Raw genomic sequence first — 25879 nt, 5'->3', positions numbered from 1 at the left:
AAAATGTGTAAGGGGGATATTCTCCGCGCATACTTTCTTCCTCCCACCCGCCCGCCCAAGATAATTTTATCTACGCACAAAGGAGAAAAAAATGATAAATATAATAGTTGAAGGCATGACAGCCAGCGGAAAGAGTACGCTTACTAATTTATTGAGCGAGAAATTAAATCTTGACGTTATGCCCGAAGAATTTAGAGATAATTATGACTTATTAGGCCGCTTTCACGTTAATAGAAAATGGGCGTTTCCTATGCAGTTAAATTTTTTAGTAACGAGATTTGCGCAATATTTATGTGCCATTGAAGACGGAAATTATATAATGGATCGCAGCTTATTCGGTGATAAAGTCTATGCAAAATTATATTATGAACTCGGCTATTTGACAGATGGGCAGTTCGGGCAATATTTAAATTTGTATGAGTCTCTCGCTGTAAATGTAAAGCAGCCTAAATTATTAATTCACGTTCACTGCGATTTTGACGAGATTATGAGGCGCATTAATTCACGAGGGCGGCAAGACGAGATACAAGCCGGCCAAGATTACTGGAGGAGTCTATATAAGGCCTATGAGAGCGTGAGATTTCCGAATGAATTTAATTTTGACTTGAGCAACCCGGAATTTATAAACACGCCGAGCATGATAGAAAAATTTTTAGCTGATGTTAGAGAGCATTTATCATGAAAATTTGTGATTTATTGCAGGAAATAAATAATTTTGCTAGTTTTGATTTATGCGCTGAGTGGGATAATTCGGGCTTAATCGTCGGCGATTATGACAGCGAAATAAATAATATTGCTGTATGTCTTGACGCTGTGCCTGAAGCTGTTATCAAAGCAAGCGAGTTAAATTGTAATTTGCTTATAACACATCACCCGTTAATTTTTCGCGGAATAAAGCAGATAAATTATAATAACTGGCTGGGACTTGCTATAAAAGAGGCCGTAAAGCGCGATATAAATATTATTGCCTTACACACAAATTTTGACAGGTCAGAAAGCGGCGTGAATAGAATTCTAGCAAGTAAAATCGGGCTTGAAAATTGCGAGAGTTTATCAGATTACGGCATAAAAGGAAATTTGCGCGAAAAAATGAGCCTGAAAAATTTTCTTGAATTCGTAAAAGTTTCATGGAATTTAACTCACATAGATTATTATTTTGAGAATCAGCGTGATATAAAACGTGTTGCACTTTGCGGCGGGAGCGGTGCGGAGTTCTGGGAATTTGCACGGGACTGCGACATTTATATAACCTGCGACATGAAATATCACGAATTAATTGATGCAGTTAAAAGCGGGCTTGTTATGGCTTTATGCAATCACGGTGAAATGGAACGTGCCAGCCTGCTCGAACTTGCTAAAAAATTGAATGCTATATTACTTGATATTAAAGCACTAAATAATTACGGGAGAATTTAATTTATAATCATGAAAAAAAGAGTATTAAGCGCAATGAGACCGACCGGAGCTTTACATTTGGGACACTTGGCCGGAGCTTTGAGTAATTTTGTCAGGCTTCAGAATGATGATAATTACGAATGTTTTTATAGTATTGCAGATTGGCACGCCTTGATGTCTAACTATGCAGAGAGCGGGCGGACCAGCGAATTTTGTTACATGGCATTAACTGACTGGCTGAGCGTCGGACTTGACCCCGAAAAAAGCCCGTTATTTATTCAATCACATGTAAAGCAGCACGCAGAACTCGCCCTAGCACTGGGAATGATTACGCCGTTGGGATGGCTTTATCGTAACCCGACTTATAAGGAGCAGTTATTTAATATTCGCAATAAAGATTTAGGCATGTTCGGATTTCTCGGTTATCCTGTTTTAATGGCCGCTGATATATTATTATACAAGGCTGAATTTGTCCCAGTCGGTGAAGATCAAAGCGCGCATTTGGAATTATCCCGTGAATTAGTCCGGCGGTTTAATAATTTTTTCGGTGATGTCTTAGTTGAGCCTCAGCCGTTATTTACTCAAACTCCGAAAGTTCCCGGAATTGACGGCCGCAAAATGAGTAAATCATACGGGAATGCTTTAGAATTAAGTGAGAGTGCTGACTCAATGTGGCAAAAATTGCGGACTATGAAGACAGACCCGGCCCGAATGCGTCGAACTGATAAGGGCGACCCCGAAAAATGCCCTGTCTGGGATTTGCACAAAGTTTTTAATAATGACGAGAACGAGAAAAACGAAATTTGCGAGGGCTGCAAGAGTGCGGGAATAGGCTGTATTGACTGCAAGAAAAAATTAAACGCTCATATAAATGAGTTAATGACCCCTATCAGAGAAAGACGCTCAAAATATGAAGGCAATAAAAGTTTACTTGACGAAATTTTACGCGATGGAGCATTACGAGCTGAGAAAGTAGCAGGCTCAACAATGGACGAAATTTATCCGGCAATGGGACTATTACCCAGAATAAATAAATAAATGCGATTAAATTTGTTTCTCTCATCGAACGGGATATGTTCACGACGCAAGGCCGATGATATTATTTTGTCGGGACGTGTCAAAGTCAATGATAAAATTGTGCTCGCTCCATATTTCAGGGTAGATATAAATCACGATAAAATTTTACTTGACAATAAGCAAATTTTTCACGAGTTAAAGCGCGTATATTATATTATGAATAAACCGAGCGGCTATGTCTGTGCAGTCAGTGATAAATATTATCCCGTTATAATTGATTTATTGCCCGAAGAAGCTAGAAATTTGCGGGTGTTTCCGGTGGGCAGGCTCGATAAAGATAGTGAAGGCCTGTTAATTTTGACTAATGACGGAAATTTTGCGCAGAATATTATTCACCCTTCTAAAAAAATTTCACGCGAATATGAAGTATTATTAAATTTGCCGGTTAATGACAAGCATTTATCGAGATTGCGGGAAGGCTTTAATATCGAGAATAAATTTATCAAGCCGCTTAAAGTCTTGCAAATCGGGGAAGCATCGCTAAAAATTGTCCTGTCTGAAGGCATAAAGCGCGAAATAAGATTAATGATGCGTCAAATCGGTTTGAGGGTTGAGAAATTAACTCGTGTTAAAATCGGCGGGCTTGAACTCGGAAATTTGAGCAGCGGCGAATATAAAAGTTTGTCATTTTCCAGTCTGTGCAATAAAATATTTTTATCTCGATAAATATAAATTTAATCACGAAAAGGGGGCTGTAAAGTGAGCGACACTAACGCAAATAAAGAAATCATCAAGACTAGAATATTAAGCAAACTGGCTGATATAAAGTCATTCCCGCAATTTGTGCTTGAGACCATGAAAAAATTAAATGATCCCTCAAGTAATGCTGCTGACGTTGCAAAAAGTTTATCGCGCGATGAGGGACTTGTTTTGAGAGTTCTCAAATTAGCAAATTCGGCGGCTTATGGAATGACCCGTAAAATTTCAAGTATAAGCGAGGCAATTTCTTTATTAGGCTATAAAAGTATCAGCAATATAATCTTAGCTGCTGAAGTTTATTCTTCAATGGATAAGGGCTTATCAGGTTATGCTCTTGACCGTGGCGAACTTTGGCGGCATTCTTTAATGGTAGCATATGCAAGCCGTCATTTAGCTCATGTTACGAAAAAAGTAAATACAGAAGACGCTTACGTCGGCGGCCTGTTACATGATATAGGCAAAGTAATATTAAATGATTATGTCAGATTTGGATATGGCATTATCGTAAAAATGGTAGAAGAAAAGCATATTCCCTTTACTGAAGCAGAGTCAAGCGTGTTAGGTTTTGATCATGCCATGATAGGCTCTGTATTAGTTGAACGCTGGGAGATGCCGGAGTCTTATAAATTTGCCGTTGAATATCATCACAAGCCGAATGAGTTGCCCGAAGATAAAGCTGATTATCAGCCTTTATTAGACGTAGTATCAGTAGCAAATGCCGTGTGTTTAATGCTCGGTATCGGGTTAGGAGCTGACGGCCTGCAGTCTTATATGTTCCCTGAACCTTTAGAGCGGCTCGGCATAACTAATTTTGATAGTTTACTCGCTGAAATGGTCGATTATGTAAGCAGCGTTGCTAATGATATGGGAGATATGGCCGGATTATGATAATTATTACGATTGACGGCCCCGCCGGAGCTGGTAAAAGCACAGTATCAAAGAAAGTAGCTCAGGAGTTAAGCATAAATTTTTTAGACACAGGGGCATTATATCGCGCAATAGGTCTAATTCTCGCAAAGTCTGAAGTCAGGCCGGAATTTCTGCACGAGGCTTTGAATGATATTAATATAGAAATTAATAAATCCGGTGTCTATGTGAATGATTTTGACGTTACTAAGGAAATCAGAACGCCTGAAGCTGATATTTTATCGTCAAAGTATTCTGCTTTGCCCGAAGTTAGAGCGGCTTTATTAAATATTCAGCGTGAACAGGCCAAGAAAGCAAGTTTAATAGCAGAAGGCCGGGACTTAGGGAGCGTTGTATTTCCTGACGCAGATTTTAAATTCTATCTCACAGCCAGCCCAGAAGCACGAGCTAAAAGACGTTATGACGAGAGAATCAAGCGCGGTGAGAGTGCAAATTATGATGAGATCCTGCAAGCTATAAAATCACGTGATCAGCATGATTTAAACCGTGAAATCGCCCCGTTAAGAATTCCGGAAAATGCTATTTATATTGACAGTTCAGACATGAGCGAACAGGAAGTAATAAATTTTATAATTAATCAAGTAAGAGGCTCTATTAATAATGAAGCAAAATAAAATTTTTTATGCAATAGTAAGATTTACCCTGAAAATATTATTATTGATTTATAATCGTGTCAGTGTTCGCTGGCTCGAAAAATTAAACCCTGATGAAAAATTTATAGTTGCCAGTAATCACGCGAGCAACTTAGACCCCGTATTAATCGGCTGTTTCTTTCCGAGGGATTTACGATATTTCGCAAAAGAAGAGTTATTCACTAATAAATTATTCGGTGCCTGTATAAGCGCGTTGGGTGCTATGCCTGTATCACGGGAAAATAATTCGAGTGCTGCCGGTGCTTTACGAGCTTTCATGAAATTATATCAGGACGGGAACGATGTATTAATATTCCCTGAAGGCGGGAGGACTTTAGACGGAAATTTGCAGCCCTTAGAAGGTGGAGTCGCTTTGGCCGCGAGTCATGAGAAAGCCCCGATTTTGCCGGTATTTATTCACGGATCATTTAAGGCAATGCCTACGGGGAGCGCGTTAATTAAGCCGGTCAAGATTAATATAACGTTCGGAAAAGTATTAAGATTTAGCGATGATGTATACAAAAGCAAAGACGGCCGCAAAATTATAATGGACGAGTTAAATAATTCATTCAGGGAGCTTGAAAAATGTTAATCGAGCATAAATTTTTTAGTGTCGCGAAATTATTTCATTCGGGGAGCTTGAAAAAATGTTTGTAAGCATGACAGGATTTGGAAGCAGTGAGCATAATTTTTCATGGGGGACAGTAAAATTTGAGATTTCTTCAATAAATCATAAATATCAGGATTTCAGCACGAAATTACCCCGTGAACTTGCCTCGCTTGAGAATAGAATTATAAATCTATTGCGTAATAATATAGCTCGCGGCAAAGTCAGACTCAGCGCAGAAATAAATTTTTACCCCGGTTCTGAAATAGGCTTAGTAAATGAGAAGGCTTTAATTAATATTTATAGTCAGGTCTGCAAAATTTCTCGTGAAAATAATATAGATATTCCCAAAGATTTAACGCAATTTTTATTAATTCCCGGAGTTGTTGATAATACTGCCTGTGAAAGCTCATTAGAAGATTTTGCTTTATGGGATAATTTAGTGTTGAAGGCCTGCGAGTCTCTTAATAACATGAAGATTTCAGAAGGCGAGAAATTATTTAATCAAGTTAAGCAGGAATTAATGAATCTCTCTGAAATAGTCAAGAGACTTAGAGAACGCTGGCAAGTTGCAATTTCTGACGCTATAGAATCACTTAGAACACGAATTCAAAACGTTATGGAGCATTATAATTTAGAAATTGACGAGTCAAGAATCGCTCAGGAAGTATCATTAATGTCTGACAGGTGGGACGTTACAGAGGAGTTAACCCGACTTGACGCGCATATAAATAAATTCTCGCAAATTATGAACTCAAACGAGTCAAATGGCAAAAAACTAGATTTCTTAGTTCAGGAAATGAATAGAGAAATTAACACGATGGGCTCAAAAGTTAATGACGCTTTATTCCGCTGGGACGTAGTAGAGGCAAAATCATGTGTAGAGAAAATCAGAGAACAGTTACAGAATATAGAGTAAATAAAATCACAGGAAAATTATTTGTCTTGTCAGGGCCTTCAGGTGTAGGCAAGGGGACTTTACGGGAGCACGCGCTGGAAAATTTCAGCAATCTTGTATATTCGATTTCATGCACGACTAGGGAGCCGCGGGAAGGTGAGACTAACGGCGTAGAGTATAGATTTATTTCACGTGATGAGTTCGAACAGGGAATTAATAATAATTTATTTCTCGAATATGCCCGAGTTCATGAACACTATTACGGCACTCTAAAATCTGACGTGATTAGAGAGTTAAACGCCGGGCGTAATGTCTTGCTTGAAATTGACGTACAGGGCGCGTTACAAGTCCGTGAAAAAATTAATAATGCCGTGTTAATATTTATAGCTCCTCCCAGTATTGAAGAGTTATCAAGACGCTTAATTAACCGCAACACAGAGAGCCAGCACGATTTAAATATAAGACTATCTAATGCCGTCAAAGAATTAAAATTTGCTGATAAATATGATTATATAATTGTGAATGATGATTTAGATTTAGCTTCACGGAAATTACAGGAGATTTTTACGAATGAGTCTCGATAATTTTTTGCGGTGGGTGTTATTCTGCGCTGGCTTTATCTTGAGCATATTTGCCGGTTACATGTTTTATATAGATAGAATTTCTGCGGGTTCTGCGTGGCTTGCTTTAGGAGTGGGATTTCTTTTATTTGCTACCAGAATCAAGCGCGAAAAAGTTAATAATGACTCTCAAGATTATAATCAAGATATAAATTTTCACGATTTAGCTTTATTAGTTGCAGACTTGGCCGTCATGAGCCTTAAAAATATAGGCCGGACTGTAACACCCGGCGAGAAAGAAATTAATGATTTATCGGACAAAGTAAATAAATTTCTTGACAATATGCCAGTAAATGAGTCAGAACGTGAGGCAATCTCACTAGAATTTGAGAAATTAACGGATAGGACCCGGAGAAATTTGAGCGGCCGGGCTTTATTCAGGAAATAAATAAATTTTTTTATGGGAGTAAATAATTAAAATATGAACAAAGGACAAAAATTTTCGTTATGGTATTTTCTTATAGCATTAATAGCAGCTTGGCTTTTTGCTGAATATATTTACAAGCCCTACAGTGAGAGCAAAACAGAAGTCCCCTACAGTGAATTTCTTGCTGACTTGTCAAAAAATGACATTGAAAACGTTGATATTTCAGAATCAAGAATTAGCTACACCCTCAAAGAATCAGAAAGCCCGGACAAAGAGCCTCGTAAAATGCAGATAATCGACGGCAAAATCTTACACAATAAAAAAATTTTATCCGGAATAAATAATAATAATTTCAAAAGTGTAGTGAGACTTCCTGACCCGTTTTTAATTGAGAGACTCGCAAGCAATGATATTAAATTCGGCGGAGTTGCTAAACGGGACGGCCTGCTTGATTTATTCATGGGAATAATGCTTCCTATGCTGCCATTAATTATAATCTGGTACTTCATTTTCAGGAATATGCCCGGGGGCGGAGGGGGTATTTTTTCCTTTGGGCGTTCACGAGCTAAAGAATTACAGGGCGAAATGACCGGCGTACACTTCAGCGATATCGGCGGAGCTGGTGAGGCTGAAATTGAATTACGCGAAATTATAGAGTTTCTCAAGGAACCAGCTAGATTTGACAAATTCGGCGCAAAATTGCCGCGTGGTGTCTTGCTTGTAGGACCTCCCGGAACTGGTAAGACTTTACTTGCTAAGGCTACAGCAGGCGAGGCAGGAGTACCGTTTTTCTTTATTACCGGCTCAAGTTTTGTAGAAATGTTCGTAGGAGTGGGCGCGGCTCGTGTTCGTGATTTATTTGATCAGGCCAAGAAAAAAGCTCCGTGCATTATATTTGTTGACGAAATTGACGCTATAGGACAATCAAGAATGCGGAACTTTAACAGCAACTCAGAGCAGGAAAATACTTTAAATCAATTACTCGCAGAAATGGACGGTTTCGAAGATAATAACGGCGTTGTCATAATGGGAGCTACTAACAGGCCGGAAATTTTGGATCAGGCTTTATTACGTCCGGGGCGCTTTGATAGACAAATTCAAGTTGTTTTGCCGACTGAAGAGGGCAGGGAAGAAATCTTAAAGATTCACACGAAAAAATTGCCGCTTGCTCCTGAAATTGATTTAAGGTCGATTGCGAAAGTTACTCCGGGATTTTCCGGGGCTGACTTGGCAAATATTGCTAATGAAGCCAGCTTACTTGCTGCCAGACACAAGGCCGATAAAGTTACAATGAATGATTTTGATTTAGCTATTGAACGAGTTGTAGCAGGCCTTCAGAGAAAAACGCCTCTCACTCCTGAAATCCGCAAAAAAGTGGCCTATCATGAAACAGGTCATGCTTTAGTAGCTTGTTACCTGCCCGGCTCTGACCCTGTTCACAAAGTCAGCATAATTCCCACGACAAAAGGGGCTCTAGGCTACACAATGCAAATGCCTACAGAAGATCAATATTTAATCACTGAGGGCGAACTCAAAACAAAAATGGCTGTAATGCTGGGAGGCCGAGCTGCTGAATTATTAGTGTTCAGTGAAGGCTCAACGGGTGCATCAAATGATTTAGAACGAGCTACGGAATTAGCCCGCCGAATGGTTACTGAATTCGGAATGTCTGAAGCTCTAGGGCCTGTGAGATATGCCGCGCCTTCAATGATGTATCTAAACGGTGCCGCTCAAAACCGTGAAGACATAGGCGAGGGGACATTTGACAAGATTGACAGCGAAATTAAAAGATTTGTGAGTGAGGCTCAAGATAAAGCACTATCAATTTTGCGGGAACATGAAAAAGTTTTACACGAGGCCGCGAAAGTTTTGCAAGATAAAGAAGTCATAAGCAATGACGAAATAAAAGCAATTATCGCACTTGAGAATGAGCCAGCGAAACAAGAAGAGTCATTCTCTGATTAATATTGCCCCGCCTGTATGAATAGCATTCAGGATTTGTGAAAGTGTCTATATTTGAAATAATAATATTCTCGCTCGCAAGTCCTGATTTTATTAATTGTGAATATATCTCGCCTGATAGATTAAAATATACTTTATCGCCCGAAATTCTATAATTATTCTCGTCAAAAATTTTTATCGCTTTCTGAGTCCATTCGTCCGCAAAATCCCTCATGTAATTATTAAAGCCTATACACGGCCCGATCCATGCATGAAGATTATTATTATTCACGAGTTCTAAAGCATGACCGCAAATATTTAAGCACGTGCCTTTAAAGCCTGAATGCAATATCATAGCCCACTCTGAATTATTATTATTTTCAGGATATATTAAGACCGGTGCGCAGTCAGCAAATTTTAACGAGGCCGCTAATTTATGAGATTTTAATATAATTCCGTCTGCTCTTGAATGCTCGTTTATATTATAATTATCATCAAGTATAATAATTTCTCGTCCGTGAACTTGTGAAGGATTTATAACGGGGTAATCGCAAATTACAGGCTCATCTCTCATAAAAAATTTTGCGTTAATAAATTCAGGCGTGTTTATGTTTATTATCATGATATATAAAAATTTTTCTCGCTTTCTCGCATAAATTTATCTAATTATACTAAAATATTATTTAAATTTTTTATCTTTTTATCGGGGAGCAATTTATTATATGAAACTTGATTTTTTCGTAGTATTCTCAAATTTGGCGGGATTGTTTATTATTATAGCAGCGGGCTATCTTTCTGTACGTTCGAGAGTGTTTAAGGCTGAGGCTTCGGGAATTTTTTCGGCGTTTCTCGTTAAATTTACTTTGCCGTGTACTATTTTTATTTCGCTTGTAACTCGTGATTATGACCCTAATTTTATTCATGACTGCGCAATTCTAGTTTTAAGCGGAGTTATTATTTTCGTGTTCACGTTATATTTTTGCAAATTTATATCGCGCTTTCTCGGAATTCCTGAAGGCACCCGGGGCGTTTGGTCGTTTGCCTGCGCTTTCTCAAATACCGGCTTTATGGGATTTCCTGTTGCACTTGCTTTATTCGGAAGTGAAGGCCTTGCGCTGGCTGTAATGTTCAATATCTCGTTTAATCTAACTGTTTATACACTCGGAGCTATCGAAATCAGCAAAGATAATATTTCAGACCCTCACGTTAAATTAAGCATGAAAGCTATTATATTCAGTAATATAAATCTCGCTACAGTTTTGAGCCTGATATTCTATTTCTCGCAAATTAAATTACCGGTAATTATAGCAGCTCCCTTAACTCATTTGTCAAATATTACTACGCCGCTTTCTATGTTTATTATAGGCATGTCTTTAGCAAAAACTAAACCGGGCGAATTATTCACGGATTTAAGCGTTTGGAGTTCGGCAATTATAAGATTGTTAATCGTCCCTGTTATAATATTTGCTTTGCTTGAGTTCATTAATTTGAGCGATAATAATTTAGTACGAGCCATTATTATATTAATTATTGCTATGCCCGCGCCCAGTATGATTACTGTTTTGACGCAGATTTATGACGGTAATACAGATTTCGCCGCTAAAGTTATGTTCCTGCATAATTTATTGTGTATGTTCACTATTCCGGTAATTGCGAAATTAATATAGATTATTATTAAATGTGATACAATAGGGGCAGCGTTGAGGGGAGTTGCTCCCTATTAAAGAATAAATAAAGCTACACGGTACTAATTAAATAGTCTATCCCAAAGCAGTAATGTAGTTAGGGCGAAACTAAATAACCAATACAGGACAGCGAAGAAAGATCTAATTTTGCGGATGAGCCTTCTCACTGTCCTTTTTCGTGATTTAGATTTCCGGGATTTGTGAGTTTTCTTACCCATCTTCATCACCTAAGTCCTACAGTTAGACTACCCGCATGAAGCAGACTGTCCTACTTCCGAGCCCCCTCTTGTGAATTATTATATCATTTGATTTTTTGCGATATGTGATAAAATTTTATATAGATATTATCTTGCGAATGAGTTTTCTTGCTGTTATACTTCAAAACTTAATTATAAAAACTTGCAAGTCATACACCTTTTAAGATTAAGAATTATTATATAATACTTTTTCAGGAGGTGTAAAAACTTGTTTAATCTTGACAATAATAAAATTTATTTCTTTGACGGCGCTATGGGAAGTATGTTACAAGCTCGCGGGCTAAAACTCCGTGAAGTTCCCGAAATATTGAATTTAACTAATCCCGATTTAATTCGCCAAATTCATCAAGAATATTTTAAGGCCGGTGCAGATTTCATAACAGCTAATACTTTCGGAGCTAATAAATTTAAGCTAGCTAATACGGGCTATAACGTTCAGGAAATTATACAGGCCGGGTGCAAATTAGCTCGTGATGCCGCACAAAATAATTCACTAATCGCGCTGGATATTGGCTCGACTGGTCGTGTAATGGCTCCTTCAGGCGACGCGTCATTTAACGAAATCTATAATGCAATTTCTGAAATGGTCATAGCAGGCCGGGATTTATGCGATGTAATTTTGCTAGAAACTTTTACGGATTTATACGAGTTAAAAGCGGCAATCTTAGCAGCTCGTGAAAATTCAGATCTTCCCATTTTCGCAACTATGAGCTTTGAAGAGGGAGGACGTACTTTTTTCGGGACTAGCATAGAGTCAATGACGGCAACACTTGAGGGGCTGGGAATTTCTGCGCTAGGTGTAAACTGCTCGCTCGGTCCTGCTCAATTAGTGCCGATTGTCGAAAAAATTTGCGCGCTCTCACATATTCCCGTAATGGTTCAGCCAAATGCGGGGCTGCCTGTTATGATTGACGGGGCGGCTCATTATGACGTAACACCTGAAGAGTTTGCTAATATATCTATAAAATTTGCACAAATGGGCGTTAATATTCTCGGCGGGTGCTGCGGAACTACTCCCGAACATATTTTAAACATGAAAAACGCTGTAACTAGTAAATTTTCTCATGCAATAACGCGCAATATTCCCGAAAAAACTCTAATTTGTTCAGCGTCTAATATAGTCGAATTCGGCAATAAATTTATAATTATCGGTGAGAGGCTCAATCCAACGGGCAAAAAATTATTACAGAAAGCACTACGAGAAAATAATATAGATTACTTGCTGAAAGAGGCTCTAAAGCAGGTCGAACAGGGCGCAGATGTTCTCGATTTAAACGCGGGACTTCCTGATATTAACGAGACCGAGATTTTATGCAGGGCACTCACTGAAATTCAGGGAATTGTAAATCTTCCCATTCAAATCGATACGACTAATTATAACGCTATGGAACAAGCAGCAAGATTTTATAATGGCAAACCGTTATTAAATTCAGTAAATGGCAAAATTGAAAGCTTAGAAAATATTTTACCCATCGCAAAAAAATATGGTGCCTGCGTTCTTGGCCTGACACTTGATGAGTCGGGAATTCCTGAGACAGCCGAACAGAGATTTAATATCGCTAAAAAAATTTGTGAACACGCTCAAAATTTAGGCATTCCTAGACGAAATATTTTAATTGACTGCTTGACTTTAACGGCATCGGCACAGCAAAATTTAGTAGGTGAGACTCTCAAAGCTATTAAACTCGTGAAAAATAATTTAGGCGTTAATACTGTACTGGGCTTGAGTAATATATCTTTCGGGCTGCCTAGACGTGCTTTAATAAATCGTACGTTCTTAATCATGGCTTTAATGTCAGGACTTGACGCGGCTATTATTAACCCCGGAGATTTAGACTTGCAAGAAAGTTTATCAGCTTATAAATTATTAACCGGCTCAGAAAATGAAATGCAAGAATATATCTCATTTTGCGAAATTCACCCGGCACAAAAAATTAACCCGCAAATTATTAACTCGCAATTAAAGCAGGAAATAACAAATATAGACGCTCTCAATAATGCAATTATCAAGGGACTTAAAGACGAATCAGCGAAACTCACTCAAGAATTAAGCTCACAAAAAAAGCCGCTCGATATAATTCAGGAAAATATTGTGCCAGCTCTTGACACTGTCGGAAAAAATTACGAGTCAGGGAAGTTATTTCTACCTCAATTAATAAAATCCGCTGAAGCCGCAAAATCTGCCTTTGAAGTCTTATCAAGCATTATGACTCGTGAAGGGAATTCAAGCAAAGCACGCGGCCCTGTTGTACTTGCTACTGTTTACGGCGATGTCCATGATATTGGCAAAAATATAGTGCGAACTATTTTCGAGAATTATAATTTTGACGTTATAGATTTAGGGAAAGATGTCCCGCCTGATTTGATTGTCGAGACTGTCAAACGCGATAATATTAACGTCGTCGGGTTGAGTGCTTTAATGACAACTACTGTAGCAAGCATGAAAGATACTATCACGAAATTAAAAGAGTCATGCCCTGAAGTAAAAATTATTGCCGGAGGTGCTGTGTTGACTCCTGATTTAGCAAAATATGCCGGTGCTGATTATTATGCTCGCGACGCAATGGAAGGCGTTAGAATTCTTACAAGTTTATTAGGCGGTTAAATGCATTATTGTATACTCGGCTGCTTAAAACATTCCGGGCGGGGAGGGGGTGCGGGCTCGGCAAGCCGAGTCTTTTAGTTCGGGAACGGACACGGGGTGCCCCCGCATTCACGCATAAAAATTTTTTATCAGGACAAATATATGCAAACTCACAATAAAAATTTATCGCTATTTACATCAGGCCAAGTGTACGCAAAATAAATGTCCATAAAAATATAGTCAGGACTGATAATAAAGTCGTTATGCAAACAAGCTGACCCGCTAATTTGCCATCTGCTCCCATAGCTATAGCCATAGGATAAGAAGCTACTGCAGAAGGGGACGCAAAAATTATCATCATTGCGCATAAACTTTCATTTCTGAATCCTGCTAAAATCGAAATCGGCATAAATATTAACGGAACTATAAGCATTCTTAAAATTATTCCCAGTAAAAGCGGCATTCTATCAGATTTTGACTCCAGCATTTCGAGGCCGACTCCCAGTGAAATAAAACTCACTGTTGTAGTGGAATTCGCGAGGCTTTTAATTGCTGACCATATGGGCACGGGGATTTTTACGCCTGAAAGATTTAACGCAAATGCAAGCAACGAAGCTATTATCATGGGATTTCGCAAAATTGCAATAAATAATTTTCCGGGACTTGTTCGCCCTGATCTATTTAATTCAAGAATTACAGCCGAAAATGTATTTATCGCAGGAATAACGAGAACAGCAAGCATTACTACCATTTTTGAATTACCTTCACCGTAAAGAGCTTCACTTACTGCGATACCGTATAAAATATAATTACACCGTCCCACTGCTTGGCCGATTACGCTGGATTTATTGCCGTCTTTAACGAACACGCGAGGCACATAGTAAGCTATTATAAATACTACAAGCAGGCATACAGCAGCAAAAATTATTTCTTTTAGTGCGAATCCCTGCGAGAAATCCATATCATAAATATTCTTGAATAATAATACAGGCATGAATACAAGAAAAATTATCCGGTCAAATTCCTTCATTGCAGGACGTGTGATTTTATTAGTAGCCCGCATTAAATAGCCCACTGACATTAATATAATCATGGGAATAACGACTCTTAAGGCCGCTAAAAAACTTTCATTCATGATATTTATTAAATCCTTGCTACACCGGAATTAATTGCCGCCTGTGATACTGCCTTTGCGACTGCAGGGCCGACTCGTTCGTCAAAAGCTGCGGGAATAATATAATCCGGGTTTAATTCGCTTTCACTCACAAGAGAAACTAAAGCATTTGAGGCCGCTAATTTCATTTCCTCGTTAATGTCGCTCGCACGAACGTCAAAAGCTCCCCTGAATATGCCCGGAAATGCAAGAACGTTATTAATTTGATTCGGGTAATCGCTGCGTCCAGTTGAAATAATTTTAGCTCCGGCCTGTTTAGCTTCTTCCGGGAATATTTCCGGAGTCGGGTTCGCACATGCAAATATAATCGGGTCTTGTGCCATTGATTTGACCATTTCAGGATTTACGCTATTAGGAGCAGACACGCCTATAAATACATCAGCACCCTTCATAGCGTCTGATAGAGAGCCTTTAATATTTTCGGGATTTGTGAGTTCTGACATTTCGCGCTTGATCCAGTTTAAATTATCGCGCCCGTTATAAATTATTCCCGTCCTGTCAGATAAAATTATATTTTTAGCTCCGGCCGATAATAATAATTTAGTGATTGCGATTGCTGCTGCCCCTGCCCCGCTTATTGCAATTTTTATATCACTTAATTTTTTCCCGACAACTTTTAATGCATTTGTGAGTCCTGCTAAAGTAATTACTGCTGTCCCGTGCTGGTCGTCATGAAATATAGGAATATCGCAGCATTCTTTTAATTTGCGCTCAATCTCAAAGCAGCGGGGTGCTGAAATGTCCTCTAAATTAATCCCCCCGAATGAGCCGGAAATATTATAAACTGTCTCTACAAACTCATCGACATTTTGAGTCTTCACGCATAAAGGAAACGCGTCAACTCCTGCGAATGACTTAAATAATACGCACTTCCCTTCCATAACGGGCATTGCAGCTTCGGGGCCTATATTGCCGAGTCCTAATACTGCGCTCCCGTCTGTAACAACTAAGCACAAATTATGACGACGAGTCAAATTATAACTTTTTGATATATCTTTCTGAATCTCTAAACAGGGACTCGCGACTCCTGGCGTGTATGCAAGTGATAAATCCTCGCGCGTCTTAACTGGAACTCTTGAAATAACTTCAATTTTGCCCTGCCACTTCTCGTGTAAATTCAGCGATTCTTTTGCGTAGTCCATATTAAATTATTCACTCCTAAAATTTTTTATGATTATAGCGCAAATAAAGCTGTATACTTGATAAAATTTTATTATTTATACGGGAGTATTTATTTGCATGAGAGTATTATTTATTAATTCAGTCTGCGGGACTGGCAGCACGGGCAAAATAACGGGAGAACTCGCAGAAAAATTTACAAGTGAAGGCCATGATGTAAAAATTGCTTACGGACGGAGCGATTATGTGCCTGAGAGATTCAAAAAATTTGCTGTCAAGATAGGCACTAAATCAGATGTATATTTTCACGCTTTATTGACTAGATTAACAGATAGACACGGCTTTTATTCAAGACATGCGACTAAAAAATTTCTTGACTGGGTGAATAAAAATTTTAACCCTGATTTATTATGGCTGCATAACATTCACGGATATTATATAAATATTGAATTATTATTTACCTGGATAAAATCACGAGAAAATCTAAAAGTTTTATGGACTCTTCATGATTGCTGGAGCTTTACGGGTCATTGTGCACACTTCTTAATTGCTAATTGCGATAAATGGCAGACTCATTGCGAGAATTGCCCGCAAAAAAATTCATATCCTGCAAGTTTTGCAGACTCAAGCTGTAAAAATTTTGATGACAAGCGCAAATTATTTACTGGGATAAAAAATTTAACGATTATAACGCCGTCAAAGTGGCTCGCCGGACTCGTAAAAAAAAGTTTTCTATGTGATTATCCCGTTGAAGTCAGATATAACAAGATTGACGAAAATATTTTCAAGCCCACGCCCGGAAATTTCAGGCAAAAATATAATTTACAGGACAAAAAAATTATACTCGGAGTCGCTAATATCTGGAATAAGAAAAAGGGACTTGATGACTTTATAAGACTCGCAAAGATTCTTGACTCTGGAAAATTTATAATATTTCTTGTCGGGTTAACGAGTTCGCAAATTAAGAACTTGGCCGGGTATAAAAATATTATCGCAATTCAACGCACTAATAATCAAATTGAACTCGCAAATATTTATACTGAGTCAGATATATTCTTTAATCCCAGCTATGAAGAAAATTATCCCACTGTGAATCTTGAGGCCGAATCATGCGGGACTCCTGTAATAACTTATAATGCGGGGGGATCTCCTGAGACTATAAAGCGCAAAGACTCGCATATAATCAAGTGCGGAGATATTGAATCAGTCAAAAATTTGCTTGAGAATTTACCATAAAAAAATGGCAAGCCCTGAACGAGTCAAGACCTGCCATGAAAATTTTATATTTATGAGCTTGTGCTGCTGCTGGAATTTGAAGCATTCCCGTTAAGCTGATTTAAGATTGCTGCGATTGAACTTGCTTTCTGTGATAATTGCGCGATTCTGTCCTCAGCTGCGGCATATTTTGAACGTAATGACTCCTCCATGCGGTCGAGTCTCTCTTGATAGTTTTCGAGATATTCATTAATTGAGTCAATCTGCGTTTGAATGTCATCGATTTGACGCGATAATGTGCCTTTAGTTTCTCCGCTCGCTGAAGTAGTAAGCATTGATTTAAGCCACGTGTCCATTTCTCCCGCAAATTTTACCATTAAGTCTTGTACTTCGGTCGGGTTGTCTTCAAGAGCTTCCATAAACTTGCTAGTGTCAAATTCAAGTTCGCCACTCTTGCCATAATCCGTTGAAGTTGTAGCGATTCCGACTTGATACAGGCCTTTATACGTGTAATTCATTTTGAGGGCGTTCATTGCTGCAGTGCCTGACATTGTTATTTCGTCTTCAGAAGTCGAATTAATTACAAATACGTCATTTTCTGCGGTTGCCTTGAGTAATGGCTGTTCGAGTAAATTTCCGTCATCATCGTAAAAAATTGCTCTCATGTCCGTATTAGTCGGGTCATTAACTCTATTTGCAATATCTGTTATAGTGTCGCCCGTGTAAATAGGAACATCGACATATTTTGTGCCGATTCTGAGTCTCAAAGTCGAGTCAGATTTTAAGCCGTTATGAGCCATTGTCCCGTAAATTTCTTGAGAGCTTACACGCTGGGTAAATGAGAATGTGAAATTTTGCGCGAGTATATTACGCATTTGACTCTTTGTGTTGCGTAAAAGAGAGTTCCCGTGCAGAAGTCCCCATCTCATTCTGAAATCATCAGAGTCAACTGTTGCTGCTGTGTCCTCGTCTACTTGGCTTTCAGTCATGCGCGTATTAATCCAGTTCATTAAATCATTATAGCCGTCGACAAATGTTTGTATTGATTCGACTGCCTTCTCTGCGTCATGTGCAATATCAAGCGAGACAATGCCCGTGCCCTTAAGAGTCAAAGTTACGCCCTTAAGCTCGTCGATTTCGTTCTCATAAGAAGCACCGATATAATTTGAAGATCTCTCGATTTCGTTATCGCCGTCAAGTATTAATTTTGCGTTCTGGGCCGCCGTGTAATTATCTTCGTCAAGTTCCCCGCTTGAGTTCAGGAAGCCTAAAGCCTTTAATAATGCGTCATCGTCTGAGTCGCTTAATTCAAACGTGTTAGCATCATATTCATAACTTACTGTTAATGAGTCGCCGCTTGCTGGTAAAGAGTTCGCAGTCCTGTCAGGTGTTACCCAGTTAAAATTAAAGACTTTCACGCCGCCGTTTGTGCCTTCGTTGTAGTATGCGCCGATTTCTTTTTGCATATTTTCTCGTTGTGTGTAAGTTACGTTGCCTTCATCATCTGTCTCTGTTGCCGTTAAATCATAAGTGTGAGTGCTGCTGCCCTGATAAGTTACTGATGTGATCGCACCGTTGACGCTCGTAAATCCGTAATCACCTAAATTTATTGTGTCTTGATAATCTCTGACTGCTGAATAAGTATAAGCTGTCCCGTCCGAACTCGTTAAATTTATTGTGTAGCGTGTATTAGCTCCTGAGGCAGGCAGATACCACTCATAACCGGAGTCAGTTGCCCATTGAACTTGAGCGCGGCCGTTCCCGTCGTCTACAATGTCAAAGTCAACGCCTTCATAAAAAGTTTTTCCGCCTTGTGTTATTGTCGTAGTACCGCCCTCAAATTTTGAATAATACGGAATATCAGAACTTGACGCCCATAAAATATCATCAGTGTATGAACGCGTTAAATTAACGTTGAGAGTCTCCCCGCCGCTGTCTACTCCTGTAGTATGGCCGGTATAAGTTACTGTGAAATTTGCCGGTATCTCGTCTTCGTCAATATCCCATTTTAGAATCAAATTACCTGACGAATCAGAATCTATCGTGTAATCTGTGCCGTATTTATAAATATTATTATTTGAATCTTTAACGGTAAAATATAAATCCATAACGTCATCATCAGTCGTATCAATTTCTGACTCGATTTGATCCCAGCTTAAATAATTAGTGCTTCCTGAAGAGATTTCGCCGTCAGTTGCTTCGAGATTCAAATAATATTCATCGGGGTAATCTTCATCGACAAGATCCGAGCTTGTAAGGCTTGCTTTTATAGGTTCTGCGCTCGTGTAAATAAACGAGTATTCTGTGCCGTCTGTTGGATTTATTCTGCTATTTCTAGTATGCCACGTTAAAACGCCGTCAGTTATTGTGTAGTCCGTGCCGTACTCGTAAATATTGCCGTCGGAATCTTTTATAACAACGTTTTCATAATCCGAAGAGACATCATAGCCCAGCAAAGTCGATAAATCTGTCGTACTGTCTCCTGCTGCTGAATAAGTATGATTAAATTTTATTGTGTAAGTATCGCCCTCATCAGGAATTATCATTTCGCTGGTATCGATTGAATGTTCTTTTGCGTAGGCTTCTGCAACATATCCGCCGCCCCATCCAATAGCAATATGACTCGTGCTGTTCTGACGTAAAACAAAATCCCGCCCGTATTCGTAGCCGTCTATTGTGAAATTAACATCATCGCTTATATACGTGTAAGTCTTACCATTGGAGGCCGTTAATTCTTCAGTGGGTAAATCTATACCGAATTCATTATAATATGCGGTCTTAAGTGCTGACAGTGAATAAAAATTACTTGTTATATCTGCATCTTTGCCGCTGCCCATTGTTATATCATTTGAAACAGTTAAATTTTTAGCATAAGATACAGTATAAGAATCCGGCTCATTTGTAACTGTAGCACTGGTAAGCCATTCGACTGCGCCGCTGTCATTAATCGTGAAGTCCCGGCCGTATTTATATAATGTCCCGTCGGAGCCTTTAATCTTGAGATTTTCATAATTACCCGGAGTAAATCCCAGCAAACTCGATACACTTGTTGTGCTTTCAGAGCTTGAGCCTTTTTTTTGTGTTATATCAAGAACTGACGAGTCAAAAACATCACCCGCTCCAAATTGATATGTCGCTGTTATGCTTTTTCCGAGTTTTACCTCGTCGGTGTCCTCGTATAAATTCCATCTAATTTCGCTGCCCTCAGGAGTATTTACTACTACATAGTCAGTGCCTTGAGTGTAGCCGTTAATAGATAAATTGCTTTCTTGGCCTTCAGTTACGAGAATATCAGAGAGTTTATTATACCCGTTCAAGCTGTAATTAATCGTCTCTTCTACTGAAGTCTCGCCCGTCCCTGTGTAATCGCTGCGGAGTAATAATCTATTATCAGAAACATACGCAGTTATATTCATGGGATTGTCAAGAGTCTTCAAAGTGTTATTAATTCGCGACTTCAAAGCCTGTAAACTATCAGTTGAATATACATCTACGCCGATTTTCTGCCCGCCTGCTGAAATATACAGAGTCGAATCTGTCAGGCCGTAATTACTTAGATTGCTTGCTATAGTTGAGCTTGTTATTTGGCTTGACCTGTTAGTTTGGGCGCGCGCTATCTGTGTTACTTCGACTTCATGCACACTGACTTCTGCGTCTGCATTTACTGTCGCTGTTAATACGCCCTTATATGAAGAATTTGAGTCAAGGCGTTCGATTTCGATTTCCTTAGCACTATAGGTTGACGGCAACTTTAAAGAAGTCATGGAAGTCTGAATACTTTGCACCATGACTTTCATTTCTTCGAATAAACTTTTTTTGCGGGTTAAATTAGTCTTCTTATTGACTTGGACTTGAGCGGGCTCGGCAGCTGATTCAATTATAGAGTCTATCATGCTGTCCCAGTCCATGCCGGAGACTACACCCGAAATGCTCATTGATGCCATAAAAAATTAACCTCCTGTCATTACAGAATATCCTGATTACTTTATCGGAGAATTTATAATAAATAATTAATCTATCAGCAAATCGCCCCGTGTAATATCTTCAAGTGATTGACGCTCGACGACTAATTTAGAATTCCCATTTTCGACAAAGACGACTGCAGGACGCTGCAATTTGTTATAAGTACTCGACATGCTGAAGGTGTAAGCACCCGTGTTATATAGAGCAATAATATCGCCCGGCTTGACTTCTTGAATCTTAGCATTATCGATTAATATATCGCCTGACTCGCAGCATTTTCCGACAATTGAAACTTGAGTGTTATTATAATTTGCAGGCTCATCAAAATTTTTGACTCTGACTGCGTTATATTCTGCCTGATAGAGAGCGTATCTAGGATTATCAGCCATTCCCCCGTTTACTGCTATAAAAGTTATTCCCGTTAAAGATTTTATATTCTCAACACTGTAAAGAGTTATTCCCGATTCTGAAATTATCCAGCGTCCGGGCTCAATCACAGCACGGGGGATTTCAATATTATATTCGCTGCATTTCTCGTGTAGTAACTGCATCATCGGGTCAGTGTAAAAACTTGCTTTCATTGCGGGTATAGCAGGATTTATGACAGCCCCGAATCCTCCGCCGAGATTTAATTCACGAGTCGTAAAGTTTAACGAGTCATGCAATTTTTTCATGAGGTTAATAATTATATCAAGCGACTTCAAATAATCATCGATTTCAAATAATTGCGATCCTACATGAAAATGAAGCCCGGTGAGATATAAATATTTACTCGTCATTGCATATTTTATCGCGTCTGGTAACATATCGCCGTCAAGTGGAAATCCGAATTTGCTGCCAGTTTGACCAGTTGCTATATATGCGTGAGTATGAGCGTCGACTCCGGGAGCTACTCGAATCAAAATTTTTTGAACACGTCCGAATTCCTGCGCGTATTTCTCTATAATTTGCAGCTCGTCAGGGTGATCTACGATTATGCGGCCGACTCCTGATTTAACGCATAAAGAAATCTCATCATGACTCTTAGCGTTACCGTTCATTTCGATTCTTTCAGGTGGAAATTCTGCGCTCAAAGCCGTGTATAATTCGCCCAGTGATACGACATCGAGGCCGATCCCTTCATGTTCGATTAATTTTGCCATTGAACGGGTCAAGAAAGCCTTGCTTGCATAACGGACTCTAACATTTTTCTCATCCCAGCGTTTTATAAAAGTGTCTCTAAGTTCTTTGCAGCGAGATTTAATTATTCCCGTATCATAAACGTACAAAGGAGTCCCGAATTTATTAGCGAGTTCGAGACAATCAACGCCGCCCCATTTTAAATTATTCAAGTTAAAACACTTCCCGAAAAAAAATTATTACACGTGAAATTATATATAAAATTTTACAAAATATAATAATTAAAAAATTTCTTTCTCAGGCGAATAGACTTTTATAGCGAATAATTCACTGAATCCGAACGACTTATAAAATTTATATCCTGATGGAGTCGCTTGTAAAGTTATAATATTTCTATCATGTAAATTCGATAACCTGCAAATTTCGCTCATCATGGCCGCTGCTATACCCATGCGCCTGAATTCAGGTTTGACTCCGAAATAATATACACCGTTTTTGCGGGTTAATAAGAAAGTTCCCGCCGGTTTATTATCAAGTTTTGCGAGATATAATGCTAAATTTTGCCGGTCTTGATTCATGGCAGAAATAAAATTTATATAATTCCGGGTGATCTCGTTTTCCTGACTCCCGAAAGAAATTCCCGCAGTAACTGCCCATTCACGAGAATTATTTATGACGCGTTCAATTTTTATATTTGGATTTGCTTTACTCGTTATTGCATTCTCAGGATTAAGGCTCATAGCAATTAAATCACCTGCATAAAATAGTCCTGAATCGTCTAAAATTTTCGTGTCAGCATTATTATATACAGGCCACATGAAAGACTCGCGCCCAGTAAAGAAATTAATAACTTTATCGCAAATATCTTGATTTATATTATCAGGGCAGTATACCCAGCTTTCAAGCTCGCATTTTACTGATACACAGAAGCCGTGATTATTATTATCGAGATTAAGGGAGTCGCTGATTGATAAAGATTTTAAGCGCGATATAAAAAATTTTAACTCATCCCATATTAAATTATTCACGTTAAAGCACCTCACTTGACAGGCCGCAAATTTTAGCAAGTTCTCTTATTTCTTTTATGGTCTCAGAGGGTATATTTTCGCTTTGATTTTCACGAATTAAATTTTTAGCCATCTCAAGACGTGATTTTAACTGGTCGGGGTCAAATCTTACGCCGTCGCTTTGAAGTTCGATTAATTTCGCGCGTGTATTCTCTTTTTCGGACTTAATATCTAAATCTTCACGTGTTAATTCGCGTAATCTATTTTGCAAGTCCCGCCGTTCGTCGCTAGTTAAACATGATGCCGCAAAATCTTCTTCATTCTTGAATCCTAAAGCAATTAACTTTTTGCCGAAATTTACTTCATGTTTCTGTAAATCTTCACGACCCCGGGCCATTTGAGTCTCTAAGCTGTGAATCGCCGTCAATAATTTATCAAGTTTTGCGCTTTTCTCGTTGCGAGTCTCCCGGCATTCATTGAGTCGGCCGCGTAATAATTCTACATCTTTGCTCATTCGTTCCTGTTCGTCATCGGGCTTGCGTGAGGCAAATAATATAATTCTCTGTTGCTGCAGGCTGTCACGTTCGGCCTCGACTCCTTTAACGCGGCTTGCAAGTTCTTCACGTTTGAGCCTGAAGGACTCTTTATCTTTCTTGAGAGCTGCAAATTTAGCTTGTGATACTGATACTTCGTGTTCGAGTTCGTCGCGCTTTCTTGTGCCTTCCTGCCATGCATTGAGCCTTTTCTCAAGAGCTGAAATAATTTCGCCGGGGTTCTTATCGGGTAAAGATTTATAGCCAAAGGGCATAATTTGCGATATTAATTCACGTTTTAAGCTGTTGACAATTTCTTCCTGAGTCTTGACTTCATTCTCAAAATTTGACTCGTCTGATTTCTCGCTGTTGAGTGAAAATAAAGCGTCTTGATGGAATCTCGTTATTTCTTCACGAGTCCGAGTAATTTTATCAAGTTCGTCGGCTGCTGATTTCATATCATGCTCGGCTGATTCGGCTGTGTCTGCTGTACTGCGTGCAATTTGAAGGGAGTCGCGAGTTTTCTGTCTTTCTCTGTCAATTTCTTCAAAAGGTGAGATTCCCGCGCTCAACTTCAGACCCATTATAGAAACTTTTGACGAGATTTCGGCGTTTAACTCGTTAAGCTGCTTTCTTAAATTTACTTCATCGCGTGTGATTGACTCGATTTCCTGATTTAATTTGCCGGTCTTGGCCTGCCTAGTTGTTAATTCGTCGCGTAACTTGTCTAAATTGCTTTGAGCCTCAATTAATTGATTATGGACTTCTTCAGGATTTGGAATAACAGCCCCTGAAGTATACGGATGAGTCCGTGAACCGCATAAAGGACAAGGGAAGCCGTCCTGTAAAAGCTCTCTAACTGCGTCTAAATCTTCAATGCGGCGTAAAAGCGAGACTCTTTTCTCTAATTTTTCTGACTCGGCCTGTAATTCATGCAAGCGGCTTGACTGTTCGACATCGCGCAAATTTAGATTTCTTGTTTCCCGCTGGATTCTTAATTTTATTTCCTGTGAATTCCTGAGTCTTTCTTCAAGTGATTTTGCCTCCTGAAATTTTCTATAAAGCTCGTCGAGTTCAGCAAGTTTCTTGATATTTTTCTCGCAGATTTCGCGCCACTCCGGAATAGTCCGGCCCTTGAGCGTACTCTCATAAAATGATCTTGCGCGTGAAAAATTTTTCTCGATTAACTCAAATCTCTGCATAACATCAGAATATAACGCCCCTCTGTCATTGAGAGTGCTTTGTGCCTGCTGTCTTTTATGAATAGCTGCCTCCCATGAAGATTTTAGAGCGAGCCTCTTCTCTTCTGATTTCTCGTACATGCTGAAACATTTTTGAATTCCCGGAAGTGCCGCGATTAATTTCTCGTCAGCTGCCCTCATTTGTAAAAATTTTCGTGCCTCGCGTAATTCAATTTCGAGTCTCTCAAGTGAAGATCTTGCCTGCTCAACTTTCAACGAACAATCACGCAATTTTTTTTCTGACTCGTCGAATTCACGGCGGGTATTAATTGCTGCGTCAGTTCGTTCGGTTATCTGGCTGTCAAGTGCCATGACTCTCTGCGTTACAGTTTTTAATTTCGTCTGTTCGGCGAGTTTGTCCCTGTATTCGGCCTCTATGAGAGTTAATGACTCTTCCGCGCTCTGTAAATCAGTTCGTGCGACTGCTAAATTATCACGTAATGAGTCCTGCCTGAGCTTATTTTTTGCCCCTTCCGAGCGTAATTCTTTGATAGTCTCGTAGGATTCGCCAAGTTCGAGAGTCTTTGCCCCCCGTTCGAGTCTTTGCTGTGAAGGCACAAATAACGAAAATCTCCGCTCCCAGTCATTGCGGCGTGAGTCTAATTCTTTGAGATATTCAATTAAGTGTAATTCTATGCTTTTATGCTTTAATATTCGCTTTATGTCGTCAATCTCGTCTATAATTCTATCAATCATGAAAATTTTTAGCTCCTGTAATTATATAACACTATAAATTTTACGCTTTAGTCTACTCCCACCCGCCCACCCTGCTACTACGTAGCAGAGTAGAATAGTGAAAGATTTATTTATTATTCCCCG

The 25879-nt window shown here is 39.1% G+C and carries 21 protein-coding genes; 14 read left to right on the top strand and 7 right to left on the bottom strand.

Going from position 1 to position 25879, the window contains the following annotated elements:
- The first annotated feature begins 91 nt into the window (after positions 1-91).
- From IJS99_10485 to ftsH, 11 genes are read left to right on the top strand one after another with little or no spacing between them, the layout of a single operon-like run.
- A complete protein-coding gene (locus tag IJS99_10485) occupies positions 92-682 on the top strand; it encodes a deoxynucleoside kinase (GenBank protein ID MBQ7562235.1) in 591 nt (196 codons plus the stop codon).
- Positions 679-1416 (top strand): Nif3-like dinuclear metal center hexameric protein, encoded by a 738-nt coding sequence (locus IJS99_10480; GenBank protein MBQ7562234.1) that lies wholly within the window; start codon positions 679-681, stop codon positions 1414-1416. The genes IJS99_10485 and IJS99_10480 overlap by 4 nt, the downstream gene beginning before the upstream one ends.
- 9 nt (positions 1417-1425) lie before the next feature.
- A complete protein-coding gene (gene trpS, locus IJS99_10475; protein ID MBQ7562233.1) occupies positions 1426-2433 on the top strand; it encodes a tryptophan--tRNA ligase in 1008 nt (335 codons plus the stop codon).
- Positions 2434-3138 (top strand): rRNA pseudouridine synthase, encoded by a 705-nt coding sequence (locus IJS99_10470; protein ID MBQ7562232.1) that lies wholly within the window; start codon positions 2434-2436, stop codon positions 3136-3138.
- A gap of 33 nt (positions 3139-3171) precedes the next feature.
- Positions 3172-4059 carry an HDOD domain-containing protein gene (locus IJS99_10465; protein ID MBQ7562231.1) on the top strand — a complete coding sequence of 296 codons (888 nt, stop codon included), beginning with the start codon at positions 3172-3174 and terminating at the stop codon, positions 4057-4059.
- A complete protein-coding gene (locus tag IJS99_10460; protein ID MBQ7562230.1) occupies positions 4056-4712 on the top strand; it encodes a (d)CMP kinase in 657 nt (218 codons plus the stop codon). The genes IJS99_10465 and IJS99_10460 overlap by 4 nt, the downstream gene beginning before the upstream one ends.
- Complete coding sequence (locus tag IJS99_10455) at positions 4699-5322, top strand: 1-acyl-sn-glycerol-3-phosphate acyltransferase (protein ID MBQ7562229.1); 624 nt, start codon at positions 4699-4701, stop codon at positions 5320-5322. Before IJS99_10460 ends, IJS99_10455 begins: the two co-directional genes overlap by 14 nt.
- Positions 5323-5377: 55 nt before the next feature.
- Positions 5378-6256 (top strand): YicC family protein, encoded by an 879-nt coding sequence (locus tag IJS99_10450; protein ID MBQ7562228.1) that lies wholly within the window; start codon positions 5378-5380, stop codon positions 6254-6256.
- A complete protein-coding gene (gene gmk, locus IJS99_10445) occupies positions 6214-6819 on the top strand; it encodes a guanylate kinase (protein MBQ7562227.1) in 606 nt (201 codons plus the stop codon). Before IJS99_10450 ends, gmk begins: the two co-directional genes overlap by 43 nt.
- Positions 6806-7243 carry a hypothetical protein gene (locus IJS99_10440; GenBank protein MBQ7562226.1) on the top strand — a complete coding sequence of 146 codons (438 nt, stop codon included), beginning with the start codon at positions 6806-6808 and terminating at the stop codon, positions 7241-7243. The genes gmk and IJS99_10440 overlap by 14 nt, the downstream gene beginning before the upstream one ends.
- A gap of 33 nt (positions 7244-7276) precedes the next feature.
- The gene (gene ftsH, locus IJS99_10435; protein MBQ7562225.1) at positions 7277-9187 is read left to right on the top strand and encodes an ATP-dependent zinc metalloprotease FtsH; all 1911 of its coding nucleotides are present in this window, start codon (positions 7277-7279) and stop codon (positions 9185-9187) included.
- Here the strand turns inward: ftsH and IJS99_10430 are convergent.
- The gene (locus IJS99_10430) at positions 9135-9785 is read right to left on the bottom strand and encodes a polyphenol oxidase family protein (protein MBQ7562224.1); all 651 of its coding nucleotides are present in this window, start codon (positions 9783-9785) and stop codon (positions 9135-9137) included. The two genes, ftsH and IJS99_10430, sit on opposite strands and share 53 nt — an antisense overlap.
- 100 nt (positions 9786-9885) lie before the next feature.
- On the opposite strand from IJS99_10430, the gene IJS99_10425 reads away from it, so the two are divergent.
- Together IJS99_10425 and IJS99_10420 are read left to right on the top strand one after the other, a co-directional pair.
- Complete coding sequence (locus IJS99_10425; GenBank protein MBQ7562223.1) at positions 9886-10830, top strand: AEC family transporter; 945 nt, start codon at positions 9886-9888, stop codon at positions 10828-10830.
- A 528-nt stretch (positions 10831-11358) separates the two neighbouring features.
- Positions 11359-13710, top strand: a complete 2352-nt coding sequence (locus tag IJS99_10420; GenBank protein MBQ7562222.1) for a homocysteine S-methyltransferase family protein — start codon at positions 11359-11361, stop codon at positions 13708-13710.
- Between the two features lie 172 nt (positions 13711-13882).
- Here the strand turns inward: IJS99_10420 and IJS99_10415 are convergent, their stop codons facing one another.
- Together IJS99_10415 and IJS99_10410 are read right to left on the bottom strand one after the other, a co-directional pair.
- Entirely contained in the window at positions 13883-14824 is a 942-nt protein-coding gene (locus IJS99_10415; protein MBQ7562221.1) for an AEC family transporter, read from the bottom strand.
- 8 nt (positions 14825-14832) lie between these two features.
- A complete protein-coding gene (locus tag IJS99_10410; protein MBQ7562220.1) occupies positions 14833-16005 on the bottom strand; it encodes an NAD-dependent malic enzyme in 1173 nt (390 codons plus the stop codon).
- A gap of 97 nt (positions 16006-16102) precedes the next feature.
- On the opposite strand from IJS99_10410, the gene IJS99_10405 reads away from it, so the two are divergent.
- Entirely contained in the window at positions 16103-17218 is a 1116-nt protein-coding gene (locus IJS99_10405; GenBank protein ID MBQ7562219.1) for a glycosyltransferase, read from the top strand.
- A gap of 50 nt (positions 17219-17268) precedes the next feature.
- On the opposite strand, the gene fliD is transcribed toward IJS99_10405, so the two are convergent.
- The 4 genes from fliD to IJS99_10385 all read right to left on the bottom strand — a co-directional run bounded on the left by fliD (position 17269) and on the right by IJS99_10385 (position 25756).
- The gene (gene fliD, locus IJS99_10400; protein MBQ7562218.1) at positions 17269-21141 is read right to left on the bottom strand and encodes a flagellar filament capping protein FliD; all 3873 of its coding nucleotides are present in this window, start codon (positions 21139-21141) and stop codon (positions 17269-17271) included.
- A 66-nt stretch (positions 21142-21207) separates the two neighbouring features.
- Entirely contained in the window at positions 21208-22491 is a 1284-nt protein-coding gene (lysA, locus tag IJS99_10395; GenBank protein ID MBQ7562217.1) for a diaminopimelate decarboxylase, read from the bottom strand.
- A gap of 69 nt (positions 22492-22560) precedes the next feature.
- Complete coding sequence (locus IJS99_10390; protein MBQ7562216.1) at positions 22561-23307, bottom strand: GNAT family N-acetyltransferase; 747 nt, start codon at positions 23305-23307, stop codon at positions 22561-22563.
- Between the two features lies 1 nt (position 23308).
- On the bottom strand, positions 23309-25756 hold the full coding sequence (locus IJS99_10385; protein MBQ7562215.1) for a hypothetical protein: 2448 nt from the start codon (positions 25754-25756) through the stop codon (positions 23309-23311).
- Positions 25757-25879: the final 123 nt, after the last annotated feature.

The organism is Synergistaceae bacterium (assembly GCA_017444345.1).
Lineage (GTDB): Bacteria > Synergistota > Synergistia > Synergistales > Aminobacteriaceae > JAFUXM01.
The sequence above is the reverse complement of the archived record's forward strand: the minus strand, read 5'-3'. Positions and strand labels throughout refer to the sequence as shown.